The sequence below is a fragment of the Vogesella sp. EB genome (genome assembly GCF_001037925.1).
Taxonomy (GTDB): Bacteria; Pseudomonadota; Gammaproteobacteria; order Burkholderiales; family Chromobacteriaceae; genus Vogesella; species Vogesella indigofera.
In genome coordinates this window covers 24,387-50,844 of record NZ_LFDT01000023.1, presented here as the reverse complement: position 1 = coordinate 50,844, position 26,458 = coordinate 24,387, and the positions used below count along the sequence as shown (strand labels likewise).

The 26,458-nt window shown below is 67.0% G+C and carries 24 protein-coding genes; 9 read left to right on the top strand and 15 right to left on the bottom strand.

What is annotated here, in order from left to right; genetic code table 11:
* Positions 1-177: 177 nt before the first annotated feature.
* Complete coding sequence (locus ACG97_RS12795; RefSeq protein WP_047967755.1) at positions 178-582, bottom strand: hypothetical protein; 405 nt, start codon at positions 580-582, stop codon at positions 178-180.
* A 197-nt stretch (positions 583-779) separates the two neighbouring features.
* Between ACG97_RS12795 and ACG97_RS12790 the strand changes: the two genes are divergently transcribed.
* Together ACG97_RS12790 and ACG97_RS12785 are read left to right on the top strand one after the other, a co-directional pair.
* On the top strand, positions 780-1,511 hold the full coding sequence (locus tag ACG97_RS12790; protein ID WP_047967754.1) for a response regulator: 732 nt from the start codon (positions 780-782) through the stop codon (positions 1,509-1,511).
* Positions 1,508-2,815 carry an ATP-binding protein gene (locus ACG97_RS12785; RefSeq protein WP_238377331.1) on the top strand — a complete coding sequence of 436 codons (1,308 nt, stop codon included), beginning with the start codon at positions 1,508-1,510 and terminating at the stop codon, positions 2,813-2,815. Before ACG97_RS12790 ends, ACG97_RS12785 begins: the two co-directional genes overlap by 4 nt.
* 68 nt (positions 2,816-2,883) lie before the next feature.
* Here the strand turns inward: ACG97_RS12785 and ACG97_RS12780 are convergent, their stop codons facing one another.
* The 8 genes from ACG97_RS12780 to ACG97_RS12750 form a co-directional block, all read right to left on the bottom strand.
* Positions 2,884-3,075 (bottom strand): DUF2892 domain-containing protein, encoded by a 192-nt coding sequence (locus tag ACG97_RS12780; protein ID WP_047967753.1) that lies wholly within the window; start codon positions 3,073-3,075, stop codon positions 2,884-2,886.
* 71 nt (positions 3,076-3,146) lie between these two features.
* Positions 3,147-3,563, bottom strand: coding sequence for a hypothetical protein (locus ACG97_RS12775; RefSeq protein ID WP_047967752.1), 417 nt, complete (start codon positions 3,561-3,563; stop codon positions 3,147-3,149).
* Entirely contained in the window at positions 3,564-4,433 is an 870-nt protein-coding gene (locus ACG97_RS12770; protein WP_047967751.1) for a DMT family transporter, read from the bottom strand.
* A gap of 898 nt (positions 4,434-5,331) precedes the next feature.
* Complete coding sequence (locus ACG97_RS17685; protein ID WP_156168040.1) at positions 5,332-5,778, bottom strand: hypothetical protein; 447 nt, start codon at positions 5,776-5,778, stop codon at positions 5,332-5,334.
* Positions 5,779-6,101: 323 nt separating this feature from the next.
* The gene (gene prfA, locus ACG97_RS12765) at positions 6,102-7,184 is read right to left on the bottom strand and encodes a peptide chain release factor 1 (RefSeq protein WP_047967750.1); all 1,083 of its coding nucleotides are present in this window, start codon (positions 7,182-7,184) and stop codon (positions 6,102-6,104) included.
* Complete coding sequence (gene hemA / locus ACG97_RS12760; protein ID WP_047967749.1) at positions 7,184-8,437, bottom strand: glutamyl-tRNA reductase; 1,254 nt, start codon at positions 8,435-8,437, stop codon at positions 7,184-7,186. Before hemA ends, prfA begins: the two co-directional genes overlap by 1 nt.
* Positions 8,438-8,549: 112 nt before the next feature.
* Positions 8,550-9,389, bottom strand: coding sequence for an S-formylglutathione hydrolase (gene fghA, locus ACG97_RS12755; protein ID WP_202902778.1), 840 nt, complete (start codon positions 9,387-9,389; stop codon positions 8,550-8,552).
* 63 nt (positions 9,390-9,452) lie between these two features.
* Complete coding sequence (locus ACG97_RS12750; RefSeq protein ID WP_369793045.1) at positions 9,453-10,574, bottom strand: S-(hydroxymethyl)glutathione dehydrogenase/class III alcohol dehydrogenase; 1,122 nt, start codon at positions 10,572-10,574, stop codon at positions 9,453-9,455.
* A 111-nt stretch (positions 10,575-10,685) separates the two neighbouring features.
* Here ACG97_RS12750 and ACG97_RS12745 point away from each other — a divergent pair, with 111 nt between their 5' ends.
* The 3 genes from ACG97_RS12745 (at position 10,686) to ACG97_RS12735 (ending at position 12,981) form a co-directional block, all read left to right on the top strand.
* Entirely contained in the window at positions 10,686-11,570 is an 885-nt protein-coding gene (locus ACG97_RS12745; RefSeq protein WP_047967746.1) for a LysR substrate-binding domain-containing protein, read from the top strand.
* Positions 11,571-11,804: 234 nt separating this feature from the next.
* Positions 11,805-12,446: a pyridoxamine 5'-phosphate oxidase gene (gene pdxH, locus ACG97_RS12740; RefSeq protein ID WP_047967745.1), complete on the top strand. Its 642-nt coding sequence runs from the start codon at positions 11,805-11,807 to the stop codon at positions 12,444-12,446.
* 40 nt (positions 12,447-12,486) lie between these two features.
* Complete coding sequence (locus ACG97_RS12735; protein ID WP_047967744.1) at positions 12,487-12,981, top strand: DUF1456 family protein; 495 nt, start codon at positions 12,487-12,489, stop codon at positions 12,979-12,981.
* A 237-nt stretch (positions 12,982-13,218) separates the two neighbouring features.
* Here the strand turns inward: ACG97_RS12735 and ACG97_RS12730 are convergent, their stop codons facing one another.
* Together ACG97_RS12730 and ACG97_RS12725 are read right to left on the bottom strand one after the other, a co-directional pair.
* Positions 13,219-13,422: a 2-hydroxymuconate tautomerase family protein gene (locus ACG97_RS12730; protein ID WP_047967743.1), complete on the bottom strand. Its 204-nt coding sequence runs from the start codon at positions 13,420-13,422 to the stop codon at positions 13,219-13,221.
* A complete protein-coding gene (locus ACG97_RS12725) occupies positions 13,410-14,339 on the bottom strand; it encodes a DMT family transporter (protein WP_047967742.1) in 930 nt (309 codons plus the stop codon). Before ACG97_RS12725 ends, ACG97_RS12730 begins: the two co-directional genes overlap by 13 nt.
* Positions 14,340-14,442: 103 nt before the next feature.
* On the opposite strand from ACG97_RS12725, the gene ACG97_RS12720 reads away from it, so the two are divergent.
* Both ACG97_RS12720 and ACG97_RS12715 read left to right on the top strand, forming a co-directional pair.
* Positions 14,443-15,318: a LysR family transcriptional regulator gene (locus tag ACG97_RS12720; RefSeq protein WP_047967741.1), complete on the top strand. Its 876-nt coding sequence runs from the start codon at positions 14,443-14,445 to the stop codon at positions 15,316-15,318.
* Between the two features lie 169 nt (positions 15,319-15,487).
* Positions 15,488-17,524 (top strand): methyl-accepting chemotaxis protein, encoded by a 2,037-nt coding sequence (locus ACG97_RS12715; protein ID WP_082133793.1) that lies wholly within the window; start codon positions 15,488-15,490, stop codon positions 17,522-17,524.
* Positions 17,525-17,626: 102 nt separating this feature from the next.
* On the opposite strand, the gene ACG97_RS12710 is transcribed toward ACG97_RS12715, so the two are convergent.
* Genes ACG97_RS12710 through parC form a run of 3 tightly spaced genes read right to left on the bottom strand, consistent with a single transcriptional unit; the run spans position 17,627 to position 22,849 of the window.
* Positions 17,627-18,970, bottom strand: coding sequence for a sigma-54 dependent transcriptional regulator (locus ACG97_RS12710; protein ID WP_047967739.1), 1,344 nt, complete (start codon positions 18,968-18,970; stop codon positions 17,627-17,629).
* The gene (locus ACG97_RS12705; RefSeq protein ID WP_047967762.1) at positions 18,936-20,489 is read right to left on the bottom strand and encodes a PAS domain-containing sensor histidine kinase; all 1,554 of its coding nucleotides are present in this window, start codon (positions 20,487-20,489) and stop codon (positions 18,936-18,938) included. Before ACG97_RS12705 ends, ACG97_RS12710 begins: the two co-directional genes overlap by 35 nt.
* Positions 20,490-20,494: 5 nt before the next feature.
* Entirely contained in the window at positions 20,495-22,849 is a 2,355-nt protein-coding gene (parC, locus tag ACG97_RS12700) for a DNA topoisomerase IV subunit A (protein WP_047967738.1), read from the bottom strand.
* Positions 22,850-22,926: 77 nt separating this feature from the next.
* On the opposite strand from parC, the gene ACG97_RS12695 reads away from it, so the two are divergent.
* Positions 22,927-23,397 (top strand): GNAT family N-acetyltransferase, encoded by a 471-nt coding sequence (locus ACG97_RS12695; RefSeq protein ID WP_047967737.1) that lies wholly within the window; start codon positions 22,927-22,929, stop codon positions 23,395-23,397.
* Between the two features lie 57 nt (positions 23,398-23,454).
* On the opposite strand, the gene ACG97_RS12690 is transcribed toward ACG97_RS12695, so the two are convergent.
* The gene (locus tag ACG97_RS12690; RefSeq protein ID WP_053068170.1) at positions 23,455-24,183 is read right to left on the bottom strand and encodes a BPSS1780 family membrane protein; all 729 of its coding nucleotides are present in this window, start codon (positions 24,181-24,183) and stop codon (positions 23,455-23,457) included.
* Between the two features lie 276 nt (positions 24,184-24,459).
* Between ACG97_RS12690 and tkt the strand changes: the two genes are divergently transcribed.
* Entirely contained in the window at positions 24,460-26,451 is a 1,992-nt protein-coding gene (gene tkt, locus ACG97_RS12685) for a transketolase (protein WP_047967735.1), read from the top strand.
* The last annotated feature ends 7 nt before the right edge of the window (positions 26,452-26,458 follow it).

Below are 26,458 nucleotides of genomic sequence, written 5' to 3'. Positions count from 1 at the left end.
GCCTCGGCCTGCCACGCGGGCGGGCCGTTGTCGGCGCGCCAGGGCGGGGCCGCCAGCGCGCTGTTGCCGGCCAGCAGCGCCAGCAGGAGCAGGAAAAGGGCTTTCATGGGTGCATTTTATCCTGCACACCGCGCGGCGGCCATGCCGGCAGCGGCGGTGTGCTCAAAGGTCCCCGGTTCAGTTGCCTTTGGCGGCAGGCGGGGTCGCCTGCGTGCCGCAATGCGCGTCACCGCGATGATGGCGCATCTTGTGGCCGCTGTACTGCTTGCCGGCCACCGCTTCCGGCCACGCCTCGCGCTTGGCGGTGCGCTCGTTGTTGGCGATCAAGGCCTTGGTCTTGGCCTGCAGCTGCTCGTGCAGCTTCTGCATCTGCGCGTGCGCGGCGTCGCGTTCCTTCTTCAGCTGGCCCAGCTCGGCATCGGTCAGCGCGCCGGACATCACCGCCTCGTGGTAGGCGCGCATGTTCTGGCGCATTTCCTCGCGCTGCGGCTTGCCGTCGCCACCAAAGGCGAAAGCAGTCAGCGATACGCCGGCCAGCAGGCTGGCGAGCAGGGTCACGGCAACGGTACGTTTGGCATTCATGGTCAGACTCCTCGGTTACGACATCAAAAGGGGATGAGCTGACTGTACGTGGCAGGTTTTGCGCGGGTATTGCCGCGACGGCGGCAAGTGTTAATAGGTGTTAACCACCGCCGCCGCGTTAACGGCTGTTCATATCCGGGCTGACTTGGCGCGGCAGGCGCGTTACGCTTGGCAGATAAAGACTCGGGATGTGACGGATGGAAAACCACAAGATACTGGTCGTCGACGACGATGTGCGCCTGCGCGAGCTGCTGCAGCGCTACCTCGCGCAGCAGGGCTTCAGCGTCGATACGCTGCCGGACGCGCGCGACCTGGACCGCAAGCTGGCGCGTAACCGCCCGGACCTGCTGGTGCTGGACGTGATGATGCCCGGCGACGACGGGCTGGCGGTGGTGCGCCGCCTGCGCGCGCAGGGCGAGCAGATCCCGGTGATCATGCTCACCGCGCGCGGCGAGGACATCGACCGCATCCTCGGCCTGGAAATGGGCGCCGACGACTACCTGGCCAAGCCGTTCAACCCGCGCGAGCTGGCGGCGCGCATCCACGCCGTGCTGCGCCGCCACGCGCAGACACCGGTGGTGATGGCGCAGCACGACGACGCCGACGAGGTGCTCGGCTTCGGCCGCTGCGAGCTGCACCCGGCGCGGCGCGAGCTGCTGCGCGACGGCCAGCCGGTGGCGCTGACCACCGCCGAGTACGCGGTGCTGCTGGCGCTGGCCAGCCACCCGCGGCGGCCGCTGACGCGCGAACAGCTGATGGAGCTGGCACTGGGCAAGGGCGGCGGCGAATCGCAGGATCGCAGCATCGACGTGCACATCTCGCGGCTGCGCAAGCTGATCGAGGACGACGGCGCGCCGCGCTACCTGCAGACGGTGTGGGGCTACGGCTACGTGTTCGTGCCGGACGGCAAGGCAAGGGAAGCGACATGAGCCTGGCGCGCTTCGGCGGCACGCTGTTCCTGCGCCTGGCGGCGCTGGTGGTGCTGGCGGTACTGGCCAGCCAGGTGTTCACGCTGTGGCTGACCGAACAACAGAAAAGCGCGCTGCTGGCGCGGCAGCTGTACGCGCAGGTGCTGGACACGCTGGCCGACTACGAGGAAGCGCTCGACCGGCTGCCGGCGGCGGAGCGCGACGCCTTCCTGCTGCGCAACAACCTGCCCGGCCTGCCGCGGCTGCTGCCGCTGGCCCAGGCGCCGGCGCAGACCTTTCCCGCGCCCGCCGTCGCCAACCCACTGCAAGAATGGCTGAGCAGTGCCGTCGGCGAGCCGGTCAGCGTGCGCATGAGCCGCGCCGAACGCCGCGAGCTGTGGATCAAGGTGCCGGTGCTGGACAGCCACTACTGGCTGGTGATGCCGCTGCGCCGCTACCTGCCGCCGGCGCTGCAGCCGACGCTGCAGGCCGCCGGGCTGGTGGCGCTGCTGTCGGTGCTGGCCGCCTTCGCGCTGGCGTGGCGCACCACGCGGCCGCTGAGCCGGCTGGCCAATGCCGCGCGCCATCTCGAAGCCGGGCGCATGCCGCAGGCGGTGCCGGTCAGCGGCCCGCGCGAAGTGCGCGACGTGATCGAGCGCTTCAACACCATGGCGCTGGCGCTGGACAAGGCCGCCAGCGAGCGGCGGCTGATGCTGGCCGGGTTGTCGCACGACCTGCGCACGCCGCTGACGCGGCTGAAGCTGGCGGTGGAGCTGCAGGACGACCTCGGCGACAAGCCGGGCATGCTCAACGACATCGACGAGCTGTCGCGCATCGTCGGCCAGTTCATCGACTTCGCGCGCAGCGAGGAAACGCGGCCGCTGACGCCGCTGGCGCTGGGCGAACTGATCGACAACGTGCTGACCAAGTTCCGCCGCGACGACATGGACGTCGCCTGGCAGCGCCGCGACGCCACCATCAACGGCGACGCGCTGGCGCTGCAGCGGCTGCTGTCCAACCTGCTGGAAAACGCGCGCCGCTACGGCCGCGCGCCGTTTCGCGTCAGCCTGCAGCCCGCCAGCGGCCACTGCGAGCTGCGCGTGCACGACCACGGCGCCGGCATCGCGCCGGAACTGCAGCAGGCGGCGCTGACGCCGTTCGAAAGGTTGGCCGCACACCGCGGCAGCGACGGCGGCAGCGGCCTCGGCCTCGCCATCGTCAGCCGCGTGGTGGCGCAGCACGGCGGCAGCCTGCACTTCGACTACCTGCCGGACGGCGGCTTCGCGGTGGTGATCACGCTGCCGACGCTGGCCGACGCCGGCTGAGGCCGCGCGCTGTGCGCAAACAAAAACCGGCCGAAGTGGCCGGTTTTTTCATGGTGCTAACGGAGCGCTTACGACTTGTGCTTGCAGGTGTTAATGCCCAGCAGCGCGTACGGAGGGCACCAGCCGAACACGCCGGTGGCTACCGGCACCAGCCCCAGCAGCGCCCACGGCGACGCCGGGCCGATGAAGGCGAGGCTGGTGATCGCCAGTCCCACCACGATGCGGATCACGCGTTCGGTATTGCCGATATTCTGTTTCATCGCCCTGCTCCTTGTTGTCGATGATTCATTATATACATATATAAATTATTTACCAATATACAAATTGCAAGTCAGTCGCCATCGCGGCGGCGGCCGCGGTCAAGCAGCCACGGCGCCAGCAGCAGCACCAGCATGCCCAGCCCGAGATAACCGCCGGCGCACGGATCGTAATCCGCCAGCAGCCGCTCAGGCGGGTAACCCAGCAGCGTGCCGAGGCCGAACTCGAACAGCAGCATCAGCAGCAACCACAGCGCACCGGCCTGCAGCTGTTGCGCCGGCGTGCGCAGCCGCAACCAGCGCCGCGTGACCCAGGTAATGAGCAGGATCAGCAGCACACCGCTGACCACCCCCAGCTGCCGCGCCGGCAGCTCGCCCAGCCACGACACCAGCCACAACTGGCGCAGCACGCCTTGCAGCGTCTCCGCGGCCACGATCAGCCCCCACACCGCCAGCACCCTGCGCCAGCGCACGCCGTTTCCTTTTGCCATTCAACCGCGCCGCTGCCAGCTCAGCAGCAGCACCCCGGCCAGGATCAGCACGCCGCCGGCCAGCATCGCCGCACTCACCACCTCGCCCAGCCACAGCGCGCCCCACAGCACGCCGAACACCGGCACCAGATAGGTAACGCTGCTGGCGCGGGTGGCGCCCAGCTTCTCGATCAGCCGGTAGAAGATCACGTAGGCAAACGCGGTGCAGGCCAGCGCCAGCAGCAGCACCGCGCCCCACACCGTGGCCGTCGGCGCCTGCGGCGGCCACGTCCACAGCGCCAGCGGCAACAGCAGGATGGCGCCGGACGCCAGGCTGCCGGTCGCCGTCACCAGCGGCGGCAGCCCCGGCAGCCAGCGCTTGGCCATGTGCCCGGACCAGCCGTAGCAGGCGGTGGCCGCCAGCATCGCCAGCACCGGCAGCGCGCTGTCCAGCCCGAAGGCGGCGCCGCGCCCCAGTGTCAGCACCAGCACCCCGGCCAGCCCCAGCGCCAGCCCGGCGGCGCGTTGCCGCGTCATCGCCTCGCCGGCCAGCGGCATCGCCCACAATGCGGTCATCAGCGGCGTGGTGGCGTTCAGCACCGACGCCACCCCGGCCGGCAGCGTCAGCGTCGCCCACGCGATCAGGCAGAACGGCAGCGCCGACAGGAACACGCCGACCACGGCGATCGCGCGCCAGTGCTGCCGCCACAGCGCGAAGCCGCCCGGCTGCCACCACAACAGCGGCAACAGCGCCAGCGTCGCCACGCCGAGGCGCAGCGCGATCAGCGGAAACGGCCCCAGCGCCGGCACCGCCACGCGCATGAACAGGAAGGAACCACCCCACATCGCCGCCAGCAGCAGCAACCACAACCAGTCGCGCGGCTCCGTCATCGCCGTCCCCCCGCCATCAGCCCGTTCATCACCGTCATCACCACGCCCTCGCGAAAATCACAGTGTAGGCAAAGGCGAGCGTCATGACGATCCGATTCTTGCTTTGCAATCCGGACGACGGCGGCTTGCGGCCAACCTTGTCGCGGTAAGCGGTTCTGATTTTTGCCACGGAAGCACACGGACAAGGGCAAAGGCAAAGGCAAAGGCGCTTTGGCCACGACACCCGCGAAAAGACACGAAAATAAAAGCAAGGTTGGCCGCAAGCAACGCCAGTAACCTGAACCGGTAGCCAGCACCGAACCAGCGCACCCGTTCCCGTTGGCGCAAGCCGTGACAACTGCCGCCAGCCCGGGAACAAGCCGCCCTTTTTTGAGCGCAGCGTATGGGCGGCACCGGGATGGCGGTAGTTGTCACGGGGATTCTTGCGCCTTCGGGAAGAGCGGGGATTCAGCAGACCCAAACAAGGTTGGCCGCAAACCTTCTACGGCTTGCGGCCAACCTTGGTCATTCAATCGCGGTAAACGTTGGGCTTCGCAAGCTCAACCCAACCTACCGTACTGAACCGGTAGCCAGCATCGAACCGACGCACCCGTTCCCGTTGGTGCAAGCCGTGACAACTGGTGCCAGCCCGGGAACAAGCCGCCCTCTTTTGAGCGCAGCGTATGGGCGGCGCCGGGATGGCGGCAGTTGTCACGGGAATGCTTGTGCCTCCGGGAAGAGCGGGGATTGAAAAGGGGGATGCGGTATCCCCCTTTCCCGTCCGCCGCGCGGAAGCGGCAAGACAAATAAGCATCCGCGCAGCGGATACAGACCCTCAAAACAAGGTTGGCCGCAAACCTCCTACAGCTTGCGGCCAACCTTGGTCATTCAATTATGGTAAATGTTGAGCTTCGCAAGCTCAGCCCAACCTACCCTGTTTTCCAAGAAAGAATAATCTATTAATTATAAAAATAAAAATCGAGGATGTTATTTCAACAACAAAACCAATAATCGGCAGAATCCAAGTGCCAAACAACATCCACAAGCTCAAAAATATTGCGCCACTCGACTCTCTTCCCCATTTTGGCACATTCAAATACTCAAGCTCATCAACAAATCCGTCTCCATTGAGATCAAATTTATAATATTCATACTCAAAATAAAAATAATAACCAAATGCAAACAAAAGTCCAACCACAAGCAAACCAGCAGAAAAAATCAATATTCGCCGATAAATTTTCACTTCTTGCAGCCTAGAAAAAAAACATCCAAAAGCAACTCTAGTAACAATCAATCCACAAAAAAAATAACAATACGCATAAGGCAAGCCAAAGAAAATACTTAATCCAAATTTTAAGACTTCCATTAAGCACCTCTGCATTTAATAACTAAAAAACTGTCAATCGGCTCTTTAGCTCATTTAACTAACGTCACTTCGAGCTTTTTATATATGAAATATATATGTTTCAATTCATGCAAATGGATATGGATGATCTCCTGCTGATTCGGTCCCAGGTTCATTTTGTTCAACCTAATGCTTCTACCATTCTGATTACATGATGCTAAGTCTAACTTATGATCCAAAATATTCCAAAGGCATTCCGTTGCTCACCATGACAAAAGGGCAAGCCACTGGCTTGCCCTTTCCTGTTGCCTCTTGCGGCCAACCTCGGCCGCCAGCTCACTCCCTCAACTCCCCTCCGACAACTGCGCCAGCAGCTCCGCCTGGCGTTCGGCCACCAGCGCGTCGGTCAGCTCGTACAGATCGCCGTCCATCGCCTGATCCAGCTTGTACAGGGTGAGATTGATGCGGTGGTCGGTGATGCGGCCCTGCGGGTAGTTGTAGGTACGGATGCGTTCGGAGCGGTCGCCGGAGCCGATCAGGCTCTTGCGCTCGGCGGCTTCCTTCTGGTTCTTCTCGCGCAGCTGGATGTCGTAGATGCGCGCCGCCAGTACCTGCATCGCGCTGGCCTTGTTGGCGTGCTGCGAGCGGCCGTCCTGGCATTCGGCGACGATGCCGGTGGGCAGGTGGGTGATGCGCACCGCGGAGTCGGTCTTGTTGATGTGCTGGCCGCCGGCGCCGCTGGCACGATAGGTGTCGATGCGCAGGTCGGCGGGGTTGAGCACCACTTCGGCGATCTCGTCGGCCTCGGCCATCACCGCCACGGTGCAGGCGGAGGTGTGGATGCGGCCCTGGGTTTCGGTGGCCGGCACGCGCTGCACGCGGTGGCCGCCGGATTCGAATTTCAGCTTGGAATAGGCACCCTGGCCGACCAGGCGCACGATGACTTCCTTGTAGCCGCCGAGGTCGGATTCGCTGGCGGAGACGATCTCGGCCTGCCAGCGGTTGCGTTCGGCAAAGCGGGTGTACATGCGCAACAGGTCGGCAGCGAACAGCGCCGCCTCGTCGCCACCGGTGCCGGCGCGGATTTCAAGAAAGATGTTCTTGTCGTCGTTGGGGTCTTTCGGCAGCAGCAGTTTCTGCAGCTCGACATCCAGCGCGGCGAGCCGGTTTTTGGCGTCGCCGATTTCTTCCTGCGCGAATTCCTTCATGTCCGGGTCGTCCAGCAGTTCGCTGGCGGTGGCGATGTCGGCTTCGCACTGGCGGTAGGCGTTGAACGCCTCGACCACCGGGGTCAGTTCGGCGTGTTCGCGGGTGAGCTTGCGGAAGGTGTCCATGTTGGCGGTGGCCTGTTCGGACATCAGCAGTTGCGTGACTTCTTCCAGCCGGTCATCGAGCTGGGCCAGTTTCGCGGCAATCGAGGGTTTCATTACGACTCCGGGTGCAAACGATACAGGCTGGCGATCAGCGCCACCTGTGCGTCGTGCGCCGCGCCGCTGCCGGAAGACAGCGCCTGCGTCGGCGGATGCATCAGTTTGTTGGTCAGTTGTACCGACAGGACTTCCAGCACTTTTTCCGGCGGCGCACCTTTGGCCAGCTGTTTCATGGCGGCCTCCAGCGCGTTGCGGCGGGTGCGTTCCGCTTCGTCGCGCAGCGCACGGATCAGCGGCACGCTTTCGCGGCGCTTGAGCCAGTCGGTGAATTCGCCGACGCGGTGGGCGATGATGGTTTCGGCTTCTTCCGCCGCCTGGCTGCGCGCCTGCTGGCCGACTTCGACGATGCCGGCGATGTCGTCGACGGTGTAGAGGTAGACGTCGGACAGCTCGCCGACTTCGGCCTCGATGTCGCGCGGTACGGCGAGGTCGAGCATGAAGATCGGGCGGTGGCGGCGTGCCTTGATGGCGCGCTCGACCATGCCCTTGCCGATGATGGGCAGCTGGCTGGCGGTAGAGCTGACCACCACGTCGTAGTGGTGCAGGTGGTCCGGCAGCTCGGCGAGGGTGATGGCGTTGCCGCCGAATTGCGCCGCCAGTGCCTGGCCACGCTCCAGCGTGCGGTTGGCGACGGTGATACAGGCCGGGTTGCGTGCGGCGTAGTGGGTGGCGACCAGTTCGATCATCTCGCCGGCGCCGATGAACAACACCTTCAGTTCGCCGACCGAGGCGAAGATCTGCTCGGTGAGGCGTACGCCGGCGGCGGCCATCGATACCGAGCTGGCGCCGACCGCGGTCTGGCTGCGCACGTCCTTGGCCACGGCAAAGGTTTTCTGGAACAGGCCGTTGAGCAGGCTGCCCAGGGTGCCGGCGCGTTCGGCGGTGCGCACCGCATCTTTGATCTGGCCCAGGATCTGCGTTTCGCCCAGCACCATGGAATCCAGCCCGGAGGCGACGCGGAAGGCGTGGCGTGCCGCTTCGGCGGCGTCGAGCTGGTACAGGTAGGGACGCACTTCGTCCAGACTCAGACCGTGGTAGTTGGCCAGCCACGCCAGTGCCGCGTCCGGCTGCTGCGTGGCGCAGTACAGCTCGGTGCGGTTACAGGTGGAGACGATGGTCGCCTCGCGCGCGGCCTGCGAATCCACCAGCTGCGCCAGGGCGCCCGGCAGGGTTTCTGCAGGGAAGGCCAGCCGTTCGCGTATCGCCAGCGGGGCGGTGTGGTGGTTCAGTCCAAAGGCAACCAGGTGCATGAGTGCAAGGAAAAGCCGCAGTGGGAAACGGGCTATTCTAGCCCAAAACCTGCCGCCCGAGGGGCTGGCCGCGCGGCGGCCAGCCCGGCTGCAGGAATGCGCTTGACCTGTATCAGGCGAACAGGTGGCCGGCGTGGAAGCGCAGCTGCGCCTCGATGAAGCTGGCGATGAAGTAGTAGCTGTGGTCGTAGCCGTCGTGACGGTGCAGTTGCAGCGGGTAGCCGCTGGCGGCGGCGGCGCGTTCCAGCGCCTCCGGCTGCAGCTGTTCGGCGAGGAAGCCGTCGGCAAGACCGATGTCGACCCGTGCCGGCAACTGCGCGTCGGCGGTGGCGGCGGCCATCAGCACGCTGGCGTCCCATTCCTGCCACGCGGCGCGGTTATCGCCGAGGTAGGCGCTGAACGCCTTCTGCCCCCACGGCGCGTTGAGCGGGTTGGCGATCGGGCTGAATGCCGACACCGACACGTAGTCCTGCGGCCGCTTCAGCGCGCACACCAACGCACCGTGACCGCCCATGGAATGGCCGGCGATGGCGCGACGGCCGCTGACCGGGAAGTGCGCGGCGACCAGCGCCGGCAGCTCCTGGCTGACGTAGTCGTACATGCGGTAGTGGCGCATCCACGGCGCCTCGCTGGCGTTGACGTAGAAGCCGGCGCCCTGACCGAGGTCGTAGCCGGCGTCGTCGGCGACGTCGTCACCGCGCGGGCTGGTATCCGGCGCCACGATGGCGATGCCCAGCTCGGCGGCGACGCGCAGCGCGCCGGCCTTCTGCATGAAATTCTCGTCGGTGCAGGTCAGCCCCGACAGCCAGTACAGCACCGGCACCGGCTGGCCGCTGGCGGCCTGCGGCGGCAGGTAGACGGCAAAGCGCATGCGGCAGCCCAGCACCGCCGAATCGTGGCGGTACTGCTTGTGCCAGCCGCCGAAGCTCTTGCTGCTGCTGATCATTTCCAGGTTCATCTGTGGTGTCTCTCCCGGTGGCGGCTGCGGCCAACCTTGGCCGCAGCCGACTATGGTTTACTGGCCGTAGTGGATCACCGAGCGGATGCTCTTGCCTTCGTGCATCAGATCGAAGGCGGTGTTGATGTCCTGCAGCGGCATGGTGTGGGTGATGAAGTCGTCGAGGCGGAATTCGCCGTTCAGATAACGCTCGACATAATCCGGCAGCTCGGAGCGGCCGCGCACGCCGCCGAAGGCCGAACCGCGCCACACGCGGCCGGTGACCAGCTGGAACGGACGGGTGCTGATTTCCTGGCCGGCGCCGGCGACGCCGATGATCACCGACTCGCCCCAGCCCTTGTGGCAGCACTCCAGCGCCGAACGCATCACGTTGACGTTGCCGATGCACTCGAAGGAGAAATCCACGCCGCCGTCGGTCATTTCCACGATCACGTCCTGGATCGGCTTGTCGAAGGTTTTCGGGTTGATCACGTCGGTGGCGCCCAGTTTCTTCGCCAGCTCGAACTTGCCCTCGTTGATGTCGATGCCGATGATGCGGCCGGCGCCGGCCATGCGCGCGCCGATGATGGCCGACAGGCCGATGCCGCCGAGGCCGAAGATGGCGACGCTGTCACCGGGCTTGACCTTGGCGGTATTCACGACCGCGCCCATGCCGGTGGTGACGCCGCAGCCGAGCAGGCACACTTCTTCCAGCGGCGCCGCCGGGTTCACCTTGGCCAGCGAGATCTCCGGCAGTACGGTGTACTCGGAGAAGGTGGAGGTGCCCATGTAGTGGTAGATCGGCTGGCCGTCCTTGCTGCGGAAACGGGTGGTGCCGTCCGGCATCAGGCCCTTGCCCTGGGTGGCACGGATCTTCTGGCACAGGTTGGTCTTGCCCGACTTGCAGAACTTGCACTCGCCGCATTCCGGCGTGTACAGCGGGATCACGTGGTCGCCGACGGCGACGCTGGTGACGCCTTCGCCGACCGATTCCACGATGCCACCGCCCTCGTGGCCGAGGATGCAGGGGAACATGCCTTCCGGATCTTCGCCGGACAGGGTGAAGGCGTCGGTGTGGCACACGCCGCTGGCGACGATGCGCACGCGCACCTCGCCGGCTTGCGGCGGCATCACTTCGATGTCTTCGATGGACAGTGGCTGGCCGGCGGCCCGGGCCACCGCGGCCTTGCATTGGATGATCTCGCTCACGACGTGCTCCTTTGAGTGCGACAGACTAAAGCGGCATTGTATTACCGCTTTTTTCGCCGATAATCGCCACTATCGGTAAATGATTTTTTACAGGGAGCAACAATGCTGGCATGGGAAGGGGTGTGCGAGTTCGTCAGCGTGGCCGAGCAGGGCAGCTTTACCCGCGCCGCGCTGGCGCTGTCGCTGTCGGTGGCGCAGGTCAGTCGCCAGGTGACGCGGCTGGAGACGCGGCTGGGCGCGCAGCTGTTATACCGCACCACCCGCCACGTGACGCTGACCGAGACCGGCCAGCTGTACCTGCAGCACTGCCGCCAGCTGCTGGATTCGCTGGCCGACGCCGAGCGCGCGGTGTCGCAGCATCTGGCGGTGCCGCAGGGCACGCTGAAGCTGACCGCGCCGCTGGCCTACGGCGAGAGCCACATCGCGCCGCTGATCACCGCCTTCGGCCAGCAATACCCGGCGCTGGAGATCAACCTCAATCTCAGCAACCAGCTGCTGGACCTGGTGCACGACGGCTACGACCTGGCGATCCGCATCGGCCACCTCGCCGACTCCTCGCTGATGGCGCGGCGGCTGGCGTCGCGACGGCAGTTCATCTGCGCCGCGCCCGGCTACCTGGCGCGCCACGGCATCCCCAACAGCCTGTCGGAGCTGGAGCAGCACAACTGCCTGCTCGGCAGCAACGAGGTGTGGCATGTGCAGGAGCAGGGACGCCGCCGCCTGCTGCGCGTGCGCGGCAGCCTGCGCTGCAACAGCGGCCACGCGCTGGTGCACGCCGCGCTGCAGCAGGTCGGCATCGTGCAGCTGCCGGACTACTACGTGGCGCGCCACCTGCAAAGCGGCGCGCTGGTGGCGCTGCTGGGCGCCTACCAGGAGCCGGACGAGGGCATCTGGGCGCTGTACCCGCACAACCGCCAGCTGTCGCCCAAGGTGCGCATGCTGGTCGATTTCCTCGCTTGCGAGCTGCCGCAGCGGCAGCTGCCGTAAGAACGTGTTCACGATCTCGCGCGCTCACGCGAGACAAGGCGAAAACGGCTGCGGCGTTTATCCGGATATAAACAAGCATGCCGAAACCGTACTCACCGTGTAACGTTTCACGAAGCGCAGCAGATCGTGAGCAGGTTCCAAGCGGCGGCGCCCATCGCGGCAACGGCCTGCGGTATCATGGCGGCCAACCTTGCCGCCTTGCGGCCACTGCCGTCATTCATTCAGGAGCCAGCCATGGCGCTCAATCTCGCCGATATCCGCCTGGAATACAGCCAGCATGAACTCTCGCCCGACGACTGCCTGCCGGACGCCGTTGCCCAGTTCGAACAGTGGCTGCACGAGGCGATCGCCGCCGAGGTCAACGAGCCGACCGCGATGCACGTCGCCAGTGTCGACGAACACGGCCGGCCGTCGGCGCGCATCGTGCTGTTGAAAGGGGTGGAACACGGGCAACTGGTGTTCTATACCAACTACCTCAGCCGCAAGGGCCGCCAGCTGGACGCCAATCCCTACCTCGCGCTCACCTTCTTCTGGCCGGAGCTGGAACGGCAGGTGCGCATCGAGGGCCGCGTGGCGCGGGTGGCGGACGAGGTGTCCGACGCCTACTTCGCCAGCCGGCCGTACACCAGCCGCATCGGCGCCTGGGCCAGCGAGCAGAGCAGCGTGATCGACAGCAAGACGGTGCTGGTCAGCCGCGCCGCCGGCTTCGGCCTCAAGCACCCGCTGTCGGTGCCGCGCCCGCCGCACTGGGGTGGCTACGCGGTGGTGCCGGACCGCGTCGAGTTCTGGCAGGGCCGCCCCAGCCGCCTGCACGACCGCGTGCTGTACACCCTGCAAGCCGACAGCAGCTGGCTGCGCCAGCGCCTCGCCCCCTAACCCGATATTGGCCGCCTGCGGCCAACCCTGAAGACATCCCATGATCAATAACGACATCCTGCGCAGCGTGCGCTTCATCATCGATTGCCCCGACAACCGCATGCTGGCCATCCTGCGCCACATCGAGCCGCTGGCCGACGACGACTTCGCGCCGCTGCTGAAGAAGGACGACGACCCGGCGTTCCGCCAGTGCAGCGACGAGCTGCTCGGCGCCTTTCTCGACGGCCTGATCATCGAACGCCGTGGCCGCCGCGACGGCGCACCGGCACCGGCACCGGCACCGGCGCCGCTCCTGCGCCTCAACAACAACGAGATCCTGAAGAAGCTGCGCATCGCCTTCGATCTGAAACAGGAAGACATCGAGGCGCTGATGGCGCGCAGCGACTTCAAGGTGTCCAGCAGCGAGATCAGCGCGCTGTTCCGCAAGGCCGACCACAAGCACTTCCGCCCCTGCGGCGACCAGTTCCTGCGCTACCTGCTGAAGGGGCTGGCGCTGCGCGAACGGCCGGACAGCCCGGCGCCGGACAAGGCGTAAGAACCTGTTCAAGGTCTGCTGCGCTTCGGCGATACCGCGTTGAAAACGCCTTCGGAATGCTCATTTACCCCACGTAAACTCCGCTTCCTCAGTCGTTTTCGCCTTGTCTCGCTCTAGCTCGCGAGACTTTGAACAGGTACTAAGCCACCCGCCGCCAGACACGCAGACCGGCAGCAAAAACACTGCGGCCAACCTTGTCCAAGGTTGGCCGCAGTGTCGTTTGGCCGGCGCTATCGTTCAGCTGCCGCGCGCGCGACGCACGGTGACGCTCTCGCCGCCTATGCCCCAGTTGTCGGTGTCGACCTCGTCGATCACCACCACGGTGGTGGCCGGGTTCTTGCCCAGCACGTCGCGCAACAGGCCGGTGACGCCGGCGATCAGTTCCGCCTTCTGCTCTGGCGTCGCGCCCTCGCGGGTAATCTTGATATTCACGTACGGCATGGTTTTTCCTCGGTAAGGGTTGGCCGCAAGCCGCGACCACATTCCACAGATACCGGACGCGCCACCCACCACGCGCCCAGCGACACACTCAACAACGCACCGGCCAGCGCCGGCGTCAGCGGCTCGTGCAAGAGCGGCACCGCCGCCACCCCGGCCACCACCGGGATCAGCGCCATCAAGGCCGCCACCCGCGACGGCCCCAGCAGCGCCACCGCGCGCAGATAGCACAGCATGGCGACAATCGCCGGGCTGATGCCGTGAAACAGCGCCTGGCCGGCGATCACCGGCCACGCCGTCTGCGCCAGCCCCTTCGGCAGCCACAACAGGTACACCGGCAAGTACAGCAACGCCGACGCCAGCGTGACGAAGCTGGTCATCTGCCACGCATCATACGGCCGCCGCTTGGCCAGCAGCGCGTACAGCGCCCACAACACACCGGCCAGCAGCAGCATGCCGTCGCCCAGCCACTGCCCCGGCGCCGCCTGGCCGGCGAACAGCGGCCACGCCAGTAACAGCAAGCCCAGCGCCATCAGCGCGTAGCCCGGCCACGTCGCGCGTTGCGGCCAACCTTGCCGCCACAACAGCAGCAGCAAGGCGAGCAAAAACGGCTGCAGGCCGGCCACCAGCAAGGCCAGGTGCGCCGCCGGCACCCAGCGCACCGCACCGTAGCACAGCAGGCAGAAGGCGACGCAGCCGATCAGCGCCAGCCCCCACATCGACGCGTCGCGCCACGCGGCGGCCGGCGGCTTCGGCAGCCAGCACAGCACCGCGCTGGCGGTGGCCAGCCGCAGTGCCAGCACGTCGAACGGCGTCAGCGGCGTCTTGCCGCCGAGGCGGGCGATCAGCATGAAGCTGCTCCACAACAGCACGCAGGCCAGGATGTAGACATAACCGCGACGCGGGACGGCAGGGGGCATGGCAGGCTTTCGGCAACGACAATCAGGCGCCCACTATGCCGCAGCGCGCCCATCCTGAAAAATGAATTAACATGATCAAAATCATCTCATAGAGAGAACGATCATGGATCTCGGTGACCTCGCCATTTTCCAGGCGGTGCTGCAGGAAGGCGGCATCACCGCCGCCGCGCGCCGCCTCAACCGCGTGCAGTCCAACATCACCACCCGTATCCGCCAGCTGGAAGACGACCTCGGCGTCAGCCTGTTCCAGCGCGAGGGCAAGCGGCTGCAGCCGACGCCGGCGGCACGTATCCTGCAGGATTACGCCGGCCAGCTGCTGGGGCTGGCGCAGGAGGCGCGCGACGCGGTGATCAGCAACGCGCCGCAAGGCCAGCTGCGGCTGGGGGCGATGGAAAACACCGCCGCGGTGCGGCTGCCGCCGCTGCTGGCCGACTTCCACCAGCGCTATCCGGCGGTGCAGCTGGAGCTGCGCACCGGCGCCACCGCGCGGCTGATTGCCGAGGTACTGGCCGGCACGCTCGACTGCGCCCTGGTGTGCGGCCCGGTGGAGGACGCGCGGCTGGAAAGCCAGCCGTTCTGCCGCGAGACGCTGCTGCTGATCGGCGCGCGCGGGCGGCCGCCGCTGCTGGAAGACCGGCCACACACGCTGCTGGCCTTCGACAGCGGCTGCGCCTACCGCCAGCGGCTGGAGCGGTGGCTGCGCCATAGCGGCTGCGCGGTGGACCGCATCGTGGAGCTGGATTCCTACCACGCGATGATCAGCTGCGCCGCCAGCGGCATGGGGCTGGCGCTGGTGCCGCAGGCGCTGCTGGCCTGCATGCCGGCCGGCGACAGCGTGACCTGCCACGCGCTGCCGGACGATATCGCCATCGCCGACACCGTGCTGATCCGCCGCCGCCAGCAGCGCCATGCCGCGGTGGACGCCTTTGCCGCCTTGTTGGCAGCTTGTGCCACCATCGTCGGCGAAAGCGCAGCCTGATGCGCAGTGCGGCGCGCGTTTGAGAAAAATCTTTCCAATCAAAAGGATAAGCAGTCGCAGTTGACAAAAATCAACATGTCATCGTCACGCCACGGCTAGCATCCGGCCCATTGTTGCCATAACAAGGCTTTTTTATGACAACAACCACCCACCACCACCGGATGTCGCCATGCCCCGTCTGCAACTCGCCGGATTGTCTCTGGCCCAAAAGCTCAGCCTGTTGCTGAGCATCGCCCTTTTCGTGGTTCTCGGTATCGCCGGGATCGTCATCAGCAGCTGGCTCGGCGAGCGCATGGAGCAGCGCTCGGTCGCCGCCATGAGCCAGACCAACCAGCAGGTGGTGGACACCATCGACGCCTACGCCAGCGTGCTGGAAAACAATGCCCGCAACAGCGCGGCGCAGCTGGCGGCCAACCTGCCGCAGCCGCTGCGCAACGACAGCAGCGCCCCGGTCAGCGTCAGCGGCGTCAGCACCCCGGCGCTGTACGGCGGCGAGCAGCTGCTCAACGGCAACGAGGCCATCGTCGACCGCTTCAGCGTTGCCACCCGCGGCGTGGCGACGCTGTTCGTGCGCGAGGGCGACGACTTCGTGCGCATCGCCTCGTCGCTGAAAAAGGAGGACGGCACCCGCGCCGTCGCCACCCGCCTCGACCACGACCACCCCGCCTACCCGCTGCTGCGTAGCGGCCAGCCGTATACCGGCACCGCCAACCTGTTCGGCCGCGACTACATGACCCACTACCTGCCGCTGAAGGATGGCAGCGGCGCGGTGGTCGGCGCCATGTTCGCCGGCATCGACTACAGCGACGGGCTGCAGGCGCTGAAGCAGAAGATCCTGTCGCTGAAGATCGGCGACAGCGGCTACGTGTACGTGGTGGATGCAAAACAGCGCCCCGGCGAGCTGCTGATCCACCCGTCGGCGGCCGGCAAGAACCTGCTGGACAAGACCGACGCCGACGGCAACCCCTTCATCAAGACCATGCTGGCGCAGAAAAACGGGCAGAGCAGCTACCTGTGGCTGGACCCGGGCGCCAGCGAGCCGCGCCGCAAGCTGGCCACCTTCCTCACCTATGAGCGCTGGGGCTGGCTGGTGGCCACCGGCGCCTACCAGGACGAGCTGGTGCGCGAGCCGCACGAGATGCAGCTGAAGATGCTGCTCGGCACACTGCTGGTAACGCTGCTGCTGGTGGTCCTGGTGTACTTTTCCATGCGCTACTGGGTCAGCCGCCCGCTGGCACAGCTGGTGGACATCTCGCGCCGCGTCGCCTCCGGCGACCTGACAGTGCGCATCGACAGCAGCCGCCGCGACGAGATCGGCGAGGTGCTGGCCGCCAGCAACCACATGTGCCAGGCGCTGCGCCAGCTGATCAGCGAGGTGAACCAGAGCGTGGACAGCCTGGCGCACAACGCGCAGAACCTGGCGGCGCTGTCCGACGACGTGTCCGGCAGCTCGCGCGAACAGAGCGCGGCGGTGTCGGCGATGGCCGCCTGCGTCGAGGAAATGACGCAGAGCATCCAGCAGGTCAACCAGCACGCCGGCAGCGCACGCGAGCTGGCGGTGCAGTCGGACGAGGTATCGCGCAGTGGCGAGGCCACCGTCAGCCGCACGGTACAGACCATGCGCGAGATCGCGGCGGCGTCGGGCAGCACCGCCGCCACCGTCACCCAGCTGGGCGAGCGCTCGGAGCAGATCAGCCGCGTGGTGACGGTGATCCGCGACATCGCCGAGCAGACCAACCTGCTGGCGCTGAACGCGGCGATCGAGGCGGCGCGCGCCGGCGAGATGGGCCGCGGCTTTGCCGTGGTCGCCGACGAGGTACGCAAGCTGGCCGAGCGCACCACGCAGTCGACGCTGGAAATCAGCGACACCGTTGGCCGCATCCAGAGCGAGGCGCGCGAGGCGGTGGACAGCATGAGCAGCGGCGTGCTGCAGGTGGAGGCGGGGGTGAAATCGGCCGGCGAGGCCGGTGCCAGCCTGCAGAGCATCCGCGACGGCGCCAAGCAGGTGGAACTGGCGGTGGCCGGCATCTCCGACGCGCTGCGCGAGCAGAGCACCGCCAGCTTCGACATCGCCCACAATGTGGAGCGGGTGGCGCAGCAGGCCGACCAGAATCACCAGAAGGCGCACGATGCCTCGCTGGCGGCCTGCGAGATGACGGCGATGGCGCAGCAACTGCGGCAGTCGGTGGCACGCTTCCACGTGTAAGCCGCCGCGCACGACAGCAACAAGGCAGCAAAAAGGCGTTACCGCAGCGGTAACGCCTTTTTCATGCGGCCAGGGTTGGCCGCAACACTGCGGCGCCGGCGCTCACTTCATGCCCAGCCGCTCCAGCCGGTAGCGCAGCGAACGGAAGCTGACGCCGAGCAGCCGCGCCGCCTGGGTGCGGTTGCCGTCGCTGGCCTGCAGCGCCTTGTCGATGGCGGCGCGCTCGACGCGGTCAAGGTAGTCCTGCAGCGTCTCGCCGCCGTCCTGCGGCTGCGCGCCGGGCAGCGCCGCCTCCGCGCCGCTGGCGCCCAGCTGCAGGTCGCCGGCGCAAATGCAGCCGTCGCTGGCCAGCGCCACCGCCCGCTCCAGGATGTTCTCCAGCTCGCGGAAGTTGCCGGGGTAGTGGTAGGCCAGCAGCGCCTGCAGCGCGGCGTCCTCCAGCTGCGGCAGCGCGCTGCCGGCGCTGAAACGCTGCAGCAGGCGGGCGACGAATTGCGGCAGGTCGTCGCGCAGCTCGCGCAGCGGCGGCATCGCCAGCCCGATCACGTTGAGGCGGTAGTACAGGTCTTGGCGGAAGCGACCCTGCTCCACCAGCTGCACCAGATCGTGGTGGGTGGCGCTGAGCAGGCGCACGTCGACCGCCTCTTCCTGCGCCGCGCCCAGCCGGCGCACCTTTTTTTCCTGGATCGCGCGCAAGAGCTTGACCTGCATCGCCAGCGGCAGGTCGGCGACCTCGTCGAGGAACAGCGTGCCGCCGTGGGCGAGCTGGAAGAAGCCGTCGCGGTCGGCATCGGCGCCGGTGAAGGCGCCCTTGCGGTAACCGAAGAACTCGCTTTCCATCAGCGCTTCCGGAATCGCGCCGCAGTTCACCGCGACAAAAGGTTGGCCGCAACGCGCGCTCTGCTCGTGGATCTGCCGCGCCGCCTGCTCCTTGCCGGTGCCGGACTCGCCGCTGATGTGCACCGCCGCCTGCGTCCGCGCCAGCTTGTCTATCATCGCGCGCACGTCGCAGATCGCCGCCGCGCCGCCCAGCAGCCGTGGTTCGCTGCCGCCGGCGGCCGTGGCGGCCGGCTCGCGCACCGCCAGCGCCGACTTCACCAGCGCACGCAGCGCGGCCAGGCTCAGCGGCTTGGCCAGGTAGTCGAAGGCGCCGGCCTTCATCGCCGCCACCGCGTTCTCGGTGCTGCCGTAGGCGGTGATCACCGCCACCGGGATGTCCAGCTGCTGTTGCTGGATGTACTGCACCACCTGCAGCCCTTCGCCGTCCGGCAGCCGCATGTCGGTGAGCACCAGGTCGCAGCGCTCGCGCGCCAGCAGGCGACAGGCATCGGCAACGTTGGCCGCCGCCAGCACCTGCAGCCCCATCTTGAGCAGGGTCAGCTGCAGCAGCTCGCGCAGGTCCGGCTCGTCGTCAACGATCAGTACGCAGGAAGTGGTCGGGGTCATGGCTTTCCGGGAAGGTCAGTTGAAAACAGCCGCCGGGCGGCTGGTAGGACAGCTGCGCGCCGTTGGCCTGGGCCAGCTCGCGCGCGATGTACAGGCCGAGGCCGGTGCCGCTGCTTTCGGTGGTGAAGAAGGGTTCGAACAGGCGGCCCTGCGCCGCCTCGGACAGGCCGGGGCCGTCGTCCAGCACCGTCAGCCGCTGCGCGGTGGCCACCAGCTGCACCGCGCCCGGCTGCGCGCTGCCGTGGCGGCAGGCATTGGCCAGCAGGTTGGTGAGGATGCGCTGCAGGTGGCTGCGGTCGAAGCGCACCGCCACCGTGGTCTCCACCTGCCAGCCGAGGCGGCCGTGGTATTCCGGGTGCGCCAGCAGGAAGCTGGCGATCAACTCGTCGACAAACGGGCGTAGCAGGAACACCTCGCCGTGCACGCGGTCGCGGCGGCCCAGCTGCAGCACCTCGGCCACCAGATGCTCGATGCGCGCGCAGTTGTCGCGCACCATGCCGCTCAGCCGCTGCGTCACCGGCGCCACCGCCTCCTCGCCCAGCAGCTCGGCGGCGTGGCTGATCGCCGCCAGCGGGTTGCGGATTTCGTGCGCGATATTGGCGGTCAGCCGCCCCAGCGCCGCCAGCTTCAGCTGCTGCGCCTCGGCGGCCAGCTGTTCCGCCGGCTGCAGGAACACCACCAGCAGCAGGCTGTCGTCCTCCGCCAGCGGCACCATGCGCCCGATCAGCTGCTGGCCGCGCAGCACCAGGTCGATTTCCTGTTCCTGCAGCGGCATGCCCTGCAGGTGCCAGCGCCGGATCAGCGGCTGCAGCACCGGCTGCAGCCGGTCGCGCTGCAAATCGCCGAGCAGGCGGCTGGCGGTGGCGTTGAACTGGCGCAGCACGCCCTGCGCGTCCAGCACCAGCACCGCCTCGCGCAGCGCCTGCAGCGCCAGCGCGTTGACGCGGTTGAGGCTGGCCAGCTGGCTGCCGCGCAGCGCCGCCAGCAGCTCCGACTGCCGCGCCTTGCGCGACAGCAGCCAGGTGGTGGCGCTGGTGACGAAGCCGGCGATCGCCAGCAGCGCCGCCTGCAGCAGCTGGTTGCTGTCCAGCCCGCCGTGCCAGGCGTTCAGCGCCACGCTGGCGAACAGGCTGAAGGTGGCCAGCGCGGCGTAGAACAGCGCCAGCCGGCCACTGACCAGCATGCCGGCCACCGCCAGGAAGGGCAGCAGCAGCATGCCGAAGCCGCTTTTCACGCCGCCGTAGAGATGGGTAAAACTGCTGATCAGCACGATGTCGGCAGCCAGCGTCGCCGTCAGCAGCCACGACAGCGGCAGCGCCAGGCGGCCGACCACCGCCCCGGCCACCACCAGCGCGGCGTAGGCCAGCGCCCACAGCCACAGCGCAGCGTGATCCAGCGCCTGCGCCGGCAGCACCCACTGCGTCATCAGCAGCAGCACCGCCACCAGCGCGATGCGGAACAGGTTGAAAAAGCGCAGCGCCTTGCGGGTCGACAACAGCGCGGCGGGCGGCGGCGTCATCGCGTTCAGTCCGGCTGGCGGATGGCGCCGACCGTCCATTTCTTCGGCAGCAGCTTGCCCTTGGCGCCGCGCTTGCCGTCGAACTCGGCCAGCGCCAGCTTCTCGTCCGCGCTCTTGCCGCGTACCGACAGCGTCGCCAGCAACGCCTTGTCACCGGCCACCAGCCCGATGGCGGTCAGCGCCTCGCCCGCGGCCAGCGACATCAGCATCAGGCCGCGGCCCTTGGCCAGCTCCTTCAGCTCGCCGGCCGGGAACGCCAGCGCACGGCCGCCGTCGCTGGCGGCCACCAGGCGCAGGCCGTCAAGGTTGGCCGCAATGCGCACCGGCGCCAGCACCGTCTCGCCGGCGTCCAGGGTCAGGAAGGCCTTGCCGGCCTTGACGCGGCCGCTCATGTCGCCGAGCTTGGCGATGAAGCCGTAGCCGCCGCTGCCGGCCACCACGTAGCGGGTGGCGTCCGGCGCCGACAACAGCTGCGCCGGCTTTGCGCCGTCCTGCAGCTCGACCAGGCTGGCCACCGGCACGCCGTCGCCGCGCCCGGTCGGCACGTCGGCGGGGTCGATGGTGTAGGCGCGGCCGCGGCTGTCGAGCACGATCAGCGACCACACCGTGCGCGTCTCCACCACGGTGTGCAGGCCGTCGCCGTCCTTGAAGGTCAGCGCCGACAGGTCGACGTTGTGGCCGACGCGGGCGCGGATCCAGCCCTTCTGCGACAGGATCACCGTCACCGGCTCGTCGGCGGTGGTTTGCGTCAGCACCGCGCGCTCGGCGACCTTGATCTCGCTGCGGCGCGCGTCGCCGTATTTCACCGCATCGCTGCGGATTTCCTCGGCCATCAGCCCGCGCAGTGCCGCCTCGCTGGACAGCAGGTGGCGCAGGTTGTCGCGCTCCTTGCGCAAGTCGGCCAGCTCCTTCTCCAGCTTGAAGCCTTCCAGCCGCGCCAGCTGGCGCAGGCGGATCTCGAGGATGTCTTCCGCCTGTGCCTCGGACAGGCCGAAGGCCTTGATCAGGTCCGGCTTCGGCTCGTCCGATTCGCGGATCACGCGGATCACTTCATCGATGTGGATGAAGGCGATCATGCGCCCTTCGAGAATGTGGATGCGCTTGTCGACCTGGCCGAGACGGTAGTTGAGGCGACGGGTGATGGTGTGCTGGCGGAAGGACAGCCACTCGGCGAGGATGGCTTTCAGCCCCTTCTGCGCCGGACGGCCGTCCAGGCCGATCATCACCAGGTTCATCGAGGCGTTGCCTTCCAGGCTGGTCTGCGCCAGCAGGATGTTGATGAACTCGTCCGGGTCCTGGCGGCTGGATTTCGGTTCGAACACCAGCCGCACCGGCTGCTCGCTGTCGGATTCGTCGCGCACGCGGTCGAGCAGCGACAGCATCAGGCTCTTCAGGTTCTGCTGTTCCTGGGTCAGCGCCTTCTTGCCGGATTTCAGCTTCGGGTTGGTGGCTTCCTCGATCTCGGCCAGCACCTTCTGCGCGCTGGAACCGGGCGGCAGCTGGCTGACGATGATGCGCCACTGGCCGCGCGCCAGTTTTTCCACCTCCCACTTGGCGCGCACGCGCACGCTGCCGCGGCCAACCTCATAGGCGGCGAGGATGTCGTCGTGGGCGGTGATGATCTGGCCGCCGCCGGGGAAATCCGGCCCCGGCACGTGCTGCATCAGCTCGGCGGTGCTCATGTCCGGATCGGCCAGCAGCGCCAGCGCGGCGGAGGCGACTTCCTTCAGGTTGTGCGGCGGGATCTCGGTGGCCATGCCCACCGCGATGCCGGAGGCGCCGTTGAGCAGCATCATCGGCAGGCGCGCCGGCAGCAGTGCCGGCTCCTCGAAGGCGCCGTCGTAGTTGGGCACGAAGTCGACGGTGCCCATGTCGATCTCGCCCAGCAGCAGCTCGGCGATCGGGGTCAGCCGCGCTTCGGTGTAACGCATCGCCGCGGCGCCGTCGCCGTCGCGCGAGCCGAAGTTGCCCTGGCCGTCGATCAGCGGGTAGCGCAGGGTGAAGTCCTGCGCCATGCGCACCAGCGCCTCGTAGGCGGAGCTGTCGCCGTGCGGATGGTATTTACCGAGGATTTCGCCGACCACGCGCGCCGATTTCACCGGCTTGGCGCCGTGCACCAGGCCCATGTCGCGCATCGCGTACAGGATGCGGCGCTGCACCGGCTTCTGGCCGTCGGCCACCTCCGGCAGCGCGCGGCCCTTGACCACGCTCATCGCGTATTCGAGATAGGCGCGCTCGGCGTACAGGTCGAGCGCCAGCTGGCCGTCGTCGTCGACCAGATCGGCCGCCGGCGGCGCGGGCGGGGCAGGGGGCACGCTGGCGTCGGGCAGCGTGCCGGCAAACAGATCGTCGTGATTCATAAGGGTCCGTACGGCGTGCAGTCAGCACATCGTGCTATGGTGTGGGTCACAAAACTGGCAATGGGGCAAATTGTACTATGGCAAGTCAAGTGAAGTGGCACTGCCACGGTTTTGGCGATTTCAGCGTGCAGCAGCTGTACGAGGTGCTGCAGCTGCGCGATCAGGTGTTCGTGGTGGAGCAGCAGTCGATCTACGGCGATCTGGACGGTCTCGACCAGCGCTGCTGGCATCTCAGCGGCCGCGACGGCAGCGAGCAGCTGGTGGCCTACGCCCGGCTGCTGGCGCCGGGCGTCAAGTATCCGGACGCGGTGGCCATCGGCCGGGTGGTGATCGCGCCCTACCGCCGTGGCGGCGGGCTGGGGCGGCAGCTGGTGCAGCAGGCGATCCACCACTGCGAGCAGCTGTATCCGGGGCGCGCCATCATGCTGTCGGCGCAGGCCTCGCTGCAGCGCTTCTACGAGGGTCTCGGCTTCGTGGTGCTGTCCGAGCCCTACGACGACGGCGGCATCCTGCACCTGGACATGCGCCGCCACAACGCCTGCGCCTGACAGGGTGCGGCACGGCACGGCCGGCGCAAGGTTGGCCGCAACCGCGCCCGTGACCGTCTAACGGTGGCGCGGCATGCCGTCACCGCAGACATCGTGCCAGGCCATGAACACGGTGACGAACATCACCGGCAGCCACAGCAGCAGGCCAAGGCCGAACGGCAGCAGCGCCAGCCCGAACAGCACCGCCAGAATCAGGCCGCAGTACAGCATCGCGCCCCAGTTCGCCATGCCGGCGCGCGCGCTGTAGCGCATCGCCGGCAGCGGCTCGCCGTCGCGCAGCACGATTTCCGCCGGCGCGAACCAGTAGCTCAGCGACGCGACGAACAGGCTACCGCCCATCAGCAGCGTCATCAGCAGCATCAGCACCGGCGAGCGCTCGAACGCCTGCCCGGTCTGCAGCGTGTCGCCGAACAGCAGCAACAGCAGCACCGCCATCATCATCAGCAACAGCACCAGCAGGCCGAAGTAGGCGATGCCCAGCATCACCAGCCGCTGCCAGTGCGGCTTCAGCATCAGGAACAGGTCCAGCGGGCGCAGCTGCTCGCCGCGCATCGCCTTGGCCGCCGCCAGCACGAAGCCGCCGGCGAACACCGGCACCAGCACCATGCTCAGGAACTGGCCGACCACCGGCAGCGCCGCCACGGTGAGCTGGATCATGCCGTACATCGCGGCAAACAGCAGCCAGGTCAGCGGCTGTTCGCGCACCAGGAAAAACGCATGCTGGATCCAGGTGGCACCCTGGCGAAACGGCACCTTGTGCGGCACCGGAATGGATACGGACTCCACGGCTGACAACTCCCCTGTTGTTGATGTGACGGCCATCCGCCTGTGCACAGTGGCGGCATAAGCCCCGGCAAACGACTCACCATTGGCATGGTTATACCTGCTGGCACCACCTTTCTGCCGAAAATCACGCCCTTTGCCGTGCCGCAGCCTGCGGCCAACCTTGCCTGAAAAGGCCGAATTCAGCGATAATTCCATGATTTCGCAACGGTTACCCCGTCGGCAAAAGCGATGGTGTCACTGTTGTTCCGGTTCCCTACAAATTGAGGTTCTTCCCGAATGGTCTCCCGAACCGAGCTTGCCAATGCCGTGCGCTTCCTGTCGATGGACGCGGTGGAAAAGGCCAAATCCGGTCACCCCGGCGCCCCGATGGGCATGGCGGATATCGCCGAAGTACTGTGGCGCGATCACCTGAAGCATAGCCCTGTCAATCCAGACTGGTCCAACCGCGACCGCTTCGTGCTCTCCAACGGGCACGGCTCCATGCTCCTCTACAGCCTGCTGCATCTCTCGGGCTACGACCTTTCGATCGACGATCTCAAGAATTTCCGCCAGCTGCACAGCAAGACCCCGGGGCACCCGGAGTACGGCTACGCACCGGGCGTGGAAACCACCACCGGCCCGCTGGGCCAGGGCATCAGCAACGCGGTGGGCATGGCGCTGGCCGAGAAGATCCTCGCCGCCGAATTCAACCGCGACGGTTTCCCGGTTGTCGACCATCACACCTACACCTTCCTCGGTGACGGCTGCATGATGGAAGGCATCAGCCACGAAGCCTGCGCGCTGGCCGGCACCTGGGGCCTGGGCAAGCTGATCGCGTTCTATGACGACAACGGCATCTCCATCGACGGCGACGTCGAAGGCTGGTTCACCGACGACACCCCGGCCCGTTTCGAAGCCTACGGCTGGCAGGTGATCCGCCACGTCGACGGCCACGACGCCGAAGAGCTGCAGATCGCCATCGCCACCGCGAAGAAGGAAACCGCGCGGCCAACGCTGATCTGCTGCAAGACCGTGATCGGCAAGGGCGCGCCGAACAAGCAGGGCGGCCACGACGTGCACGGCGCCCCGCTGGGCAGCGCCGAAATCGCCGCCGCGCGCGCCAACCTGAAGTGGGCGTACGAGCCGTTCGTGATCCCGCAGGACATCTACGACGCGTGGAACTACCGCGCCAAGGGTAGCGAGCTGGAAGCCGGCTGGAACCAGCTGTTCGCCGACTACGCCGCCGCGCATCCGGAACTGGCCGCCGAGTACACCCGCCGCATGGCCGGCGAGCTGCCGGCCGGCTGGGACGCGCACGTCGCCGCCAAGATCGCCGCCGCTAACGACAAGGGCGAGACCATCGCCACCCGCAAGGCGTCGCAGAACGCCATCGCCGCACTGGCCGAAGTGCTGCCGGAACTGCTGGGCGGCTCCGCCGACCTGACGCCGTCCAACCTGACCAACTGGCCGGGTTCGGTCGCCGTCACCGCCGAAGCCGGCGGCAACTACATCCACTACGGCGTGCGCGAATTCGGCATGGCCGCGATCATGAACGGTCTGGCCCTGCACGGCGGCGTGAAGCCGTTCGGCGCCACCTTCCTGATGTTCAGCGAATACGCGCGCAATGCACTGCGTATGGCGGCGCTGATGAAGATCAACCCGGTATTCGTGTTCACCCACGACTCCATCGGTCTGGGCGAAGACGGCCCGACCCACCAGCCGGTGGAACAGATCGCCACCCTGCGCCTGATCCCGAACATGGCGGTATGGCGTCCGTGCGACACCGTGGAATCGATGGTGGCGTGGGCCGACGCGCTGGCCGCCAAGGACCACCCGTCGTGCCTGATCTTCAGCCGCCAGAACCTGCCCTTCGTCAGCCGTGACGCGACACAGATCGCCGGCGTGAAGAAGGGCGGCTACGTGCTGCGCGATGCGGTAGACCCGCAGGCGGTGCTGATCGCCACCGGCTCGGAAGTGGAACTGGCGCTGAAGGCACAGGAAGTCCTGGCCGGCGACGGCATCGCCGTACGCGTGGTGTCGATGCCGTGCACCAACGCCTTCGACAAGCAGGACAAGGCCTACCAGGCCAGCGTGCTGCCGGCCGGCGTGCCGCGCATCGCCATCGAAGCCGGCGTCACCGACGGCTGGCGCAAGTATGTCGGCCTGGAAGGCGAAGTGATCGGTATCGACCACTTCGGCGAATCCGCACCGGCTGGCGTGCTGTTCAAGGAATTCGGCTTTACCGTGGAAAATGTCGTCGCCACCACCAAGAACGTCATCCGCGCATAACACTCAG

Bases quoted from the DNA above. Each gene is read 5' to 3' on its own strand.
- ACG97_RS12795 (WP_047967755.1), bottom strand. From the start codon at position 582: ATGAATGCCAAACGTACCGTTGCCGTGACCCTGCTCGCCAGCCTGCTG.
- ACG97_RS12790 (WP_047967754.1), top strand. From the start codon at position 780: ATGGAAAACCACAAGATACTGGTCGTCGACGACGATGTGCGCCTGCGC.
- ACG97_RS12785 (WP_238377331.1), top strand. From the start codon at position 1,508: ATGAGCCTGGCGCGCTTCGGCGGCACGCTGTTCCTGCGCCTGGCGGCG.
- ACG97_RS12780 (WP_047967753.1), bottom strand. From the start codon at position 3,075: ATGAAACAGAATATCGGCAATACCGAACGCGTGATCCGCATCGTGGTG.
- ACG97_RS12775 (WP_047967752.1), bottom strand. From the start codon at position 3,563: ATGGCAAAAGGAAACGGCGTGCGCTGGCGCAGGGTGCTGGCGGTGTGG.
- ACG97_RS12770 (WP_047967751.1), bottom strand. From the start codon at position 4,433: ATGACGGAGCCGCGCGACTGGTTGTGGTTGCTGCTGCTGGCGGCGATG.
- ACG97_RS17685 (WP_156168040.1), bottom strand. From the start codon at position 5,778: ATGGAAGTCTTAAAATTTGGATTAAGTATTTTCTTTGGCTTGCCTTAT.
- prfA (WP_047967750.1), bottom strand. From the start codon at position 7,184: ATGAAACCCTCGATTGCCGCGAAACTGGCCCAGCTCGATGACCGGCTG.
- hemA (WP_047967749.1), bottom strand. From the start codon at position 8,437: ATGCACCTGGTTGCCTTTGGACTGAACCACCACACCGCCCCGCTGGCG.
- ACG97_RS12745 (WP_047967746.1), top strand. From the start codon at position 10,686: ATGCTGGCATGGGAAGGGGTGTGCGAGTTCGTCAGCGTGGCCGAGCAG.
- pdxH (WP_047967745.1), top strand. From the start codon at position 11,805: ATGGCGCTCAATCTCGCCGATATCCGCCTGGAATACAGCCAGCATGAA.
- ACG97_RS12735 (WP_047967744.1), top strand. From the start codon at position 12,487: ATGATCAATAACGACATCCTGCGCAGCGTGCGCTTCATCATCGATTGC.
- ACG97_RS12730 (WP_047967743.1), bottom strand. From the start codon at position 13,422: ATGCCGTACGTGAATATCAAGATTACCCGCGAGGGCGCGACGCCAGAG.
- ACG97_RS12725 (WP_047967742.1), bottom strand. From the start codon at position 14,339: ATGCCCCCTGCCGTCCCGCGTCGCGGTTATGTCTACATCCTGGCCTGC.
- ACG97_RS12720 (WP_047967741.1), top strand. From the start codon at position 14,443: ATGGATCTCGGTGACCTCGCCATTTTCCAGGCGGTGCTGCAGGAAGGC.
- ACG97_RS12715 (WP_082133793.1), top strand. From the start codon at position 15,488: ATGCCCCGTCTGCAACTCGCCGGATTGTCTCTGGCCCAAAAGCTCAGC.
- ACG97_RS12710 (WP_047967739.1), bottom strand. From the start codon at position 18,970: ATGACCCCGACCACTTCCTGCGTACTGATCGTTGACGACGAGCCGGAC.
- ACG97_RS12705 (WP_047967762.1), bottom strand. From the start codon at position 20,489: ATGACGCCGCCGCCCGCCGCGCTGTTGTCGACCCGCAAGGCGCTGCGC.
- parC (WP_047967738.1), bottom strand. From the start codon at position 22,849: ATGAATCACGACGATCTGTTTGCCGGCACGCTGCCCGACGCCAGCGTG.
- ACG97_RS12695 (WP_047967737.1), top strand. From the start codon at position 22,927: ATGGCAAGTCAAGTGAAGTGGCACTGCCACGGTTTTGGCGATTTCAGC.
- tkt (WP_047967735.1), top strand. From the start codon at position 24,460: ATGGTCTCCCGAACCGAGCTTGCCAATGCCGTGCGCTTCCTGTCGATG.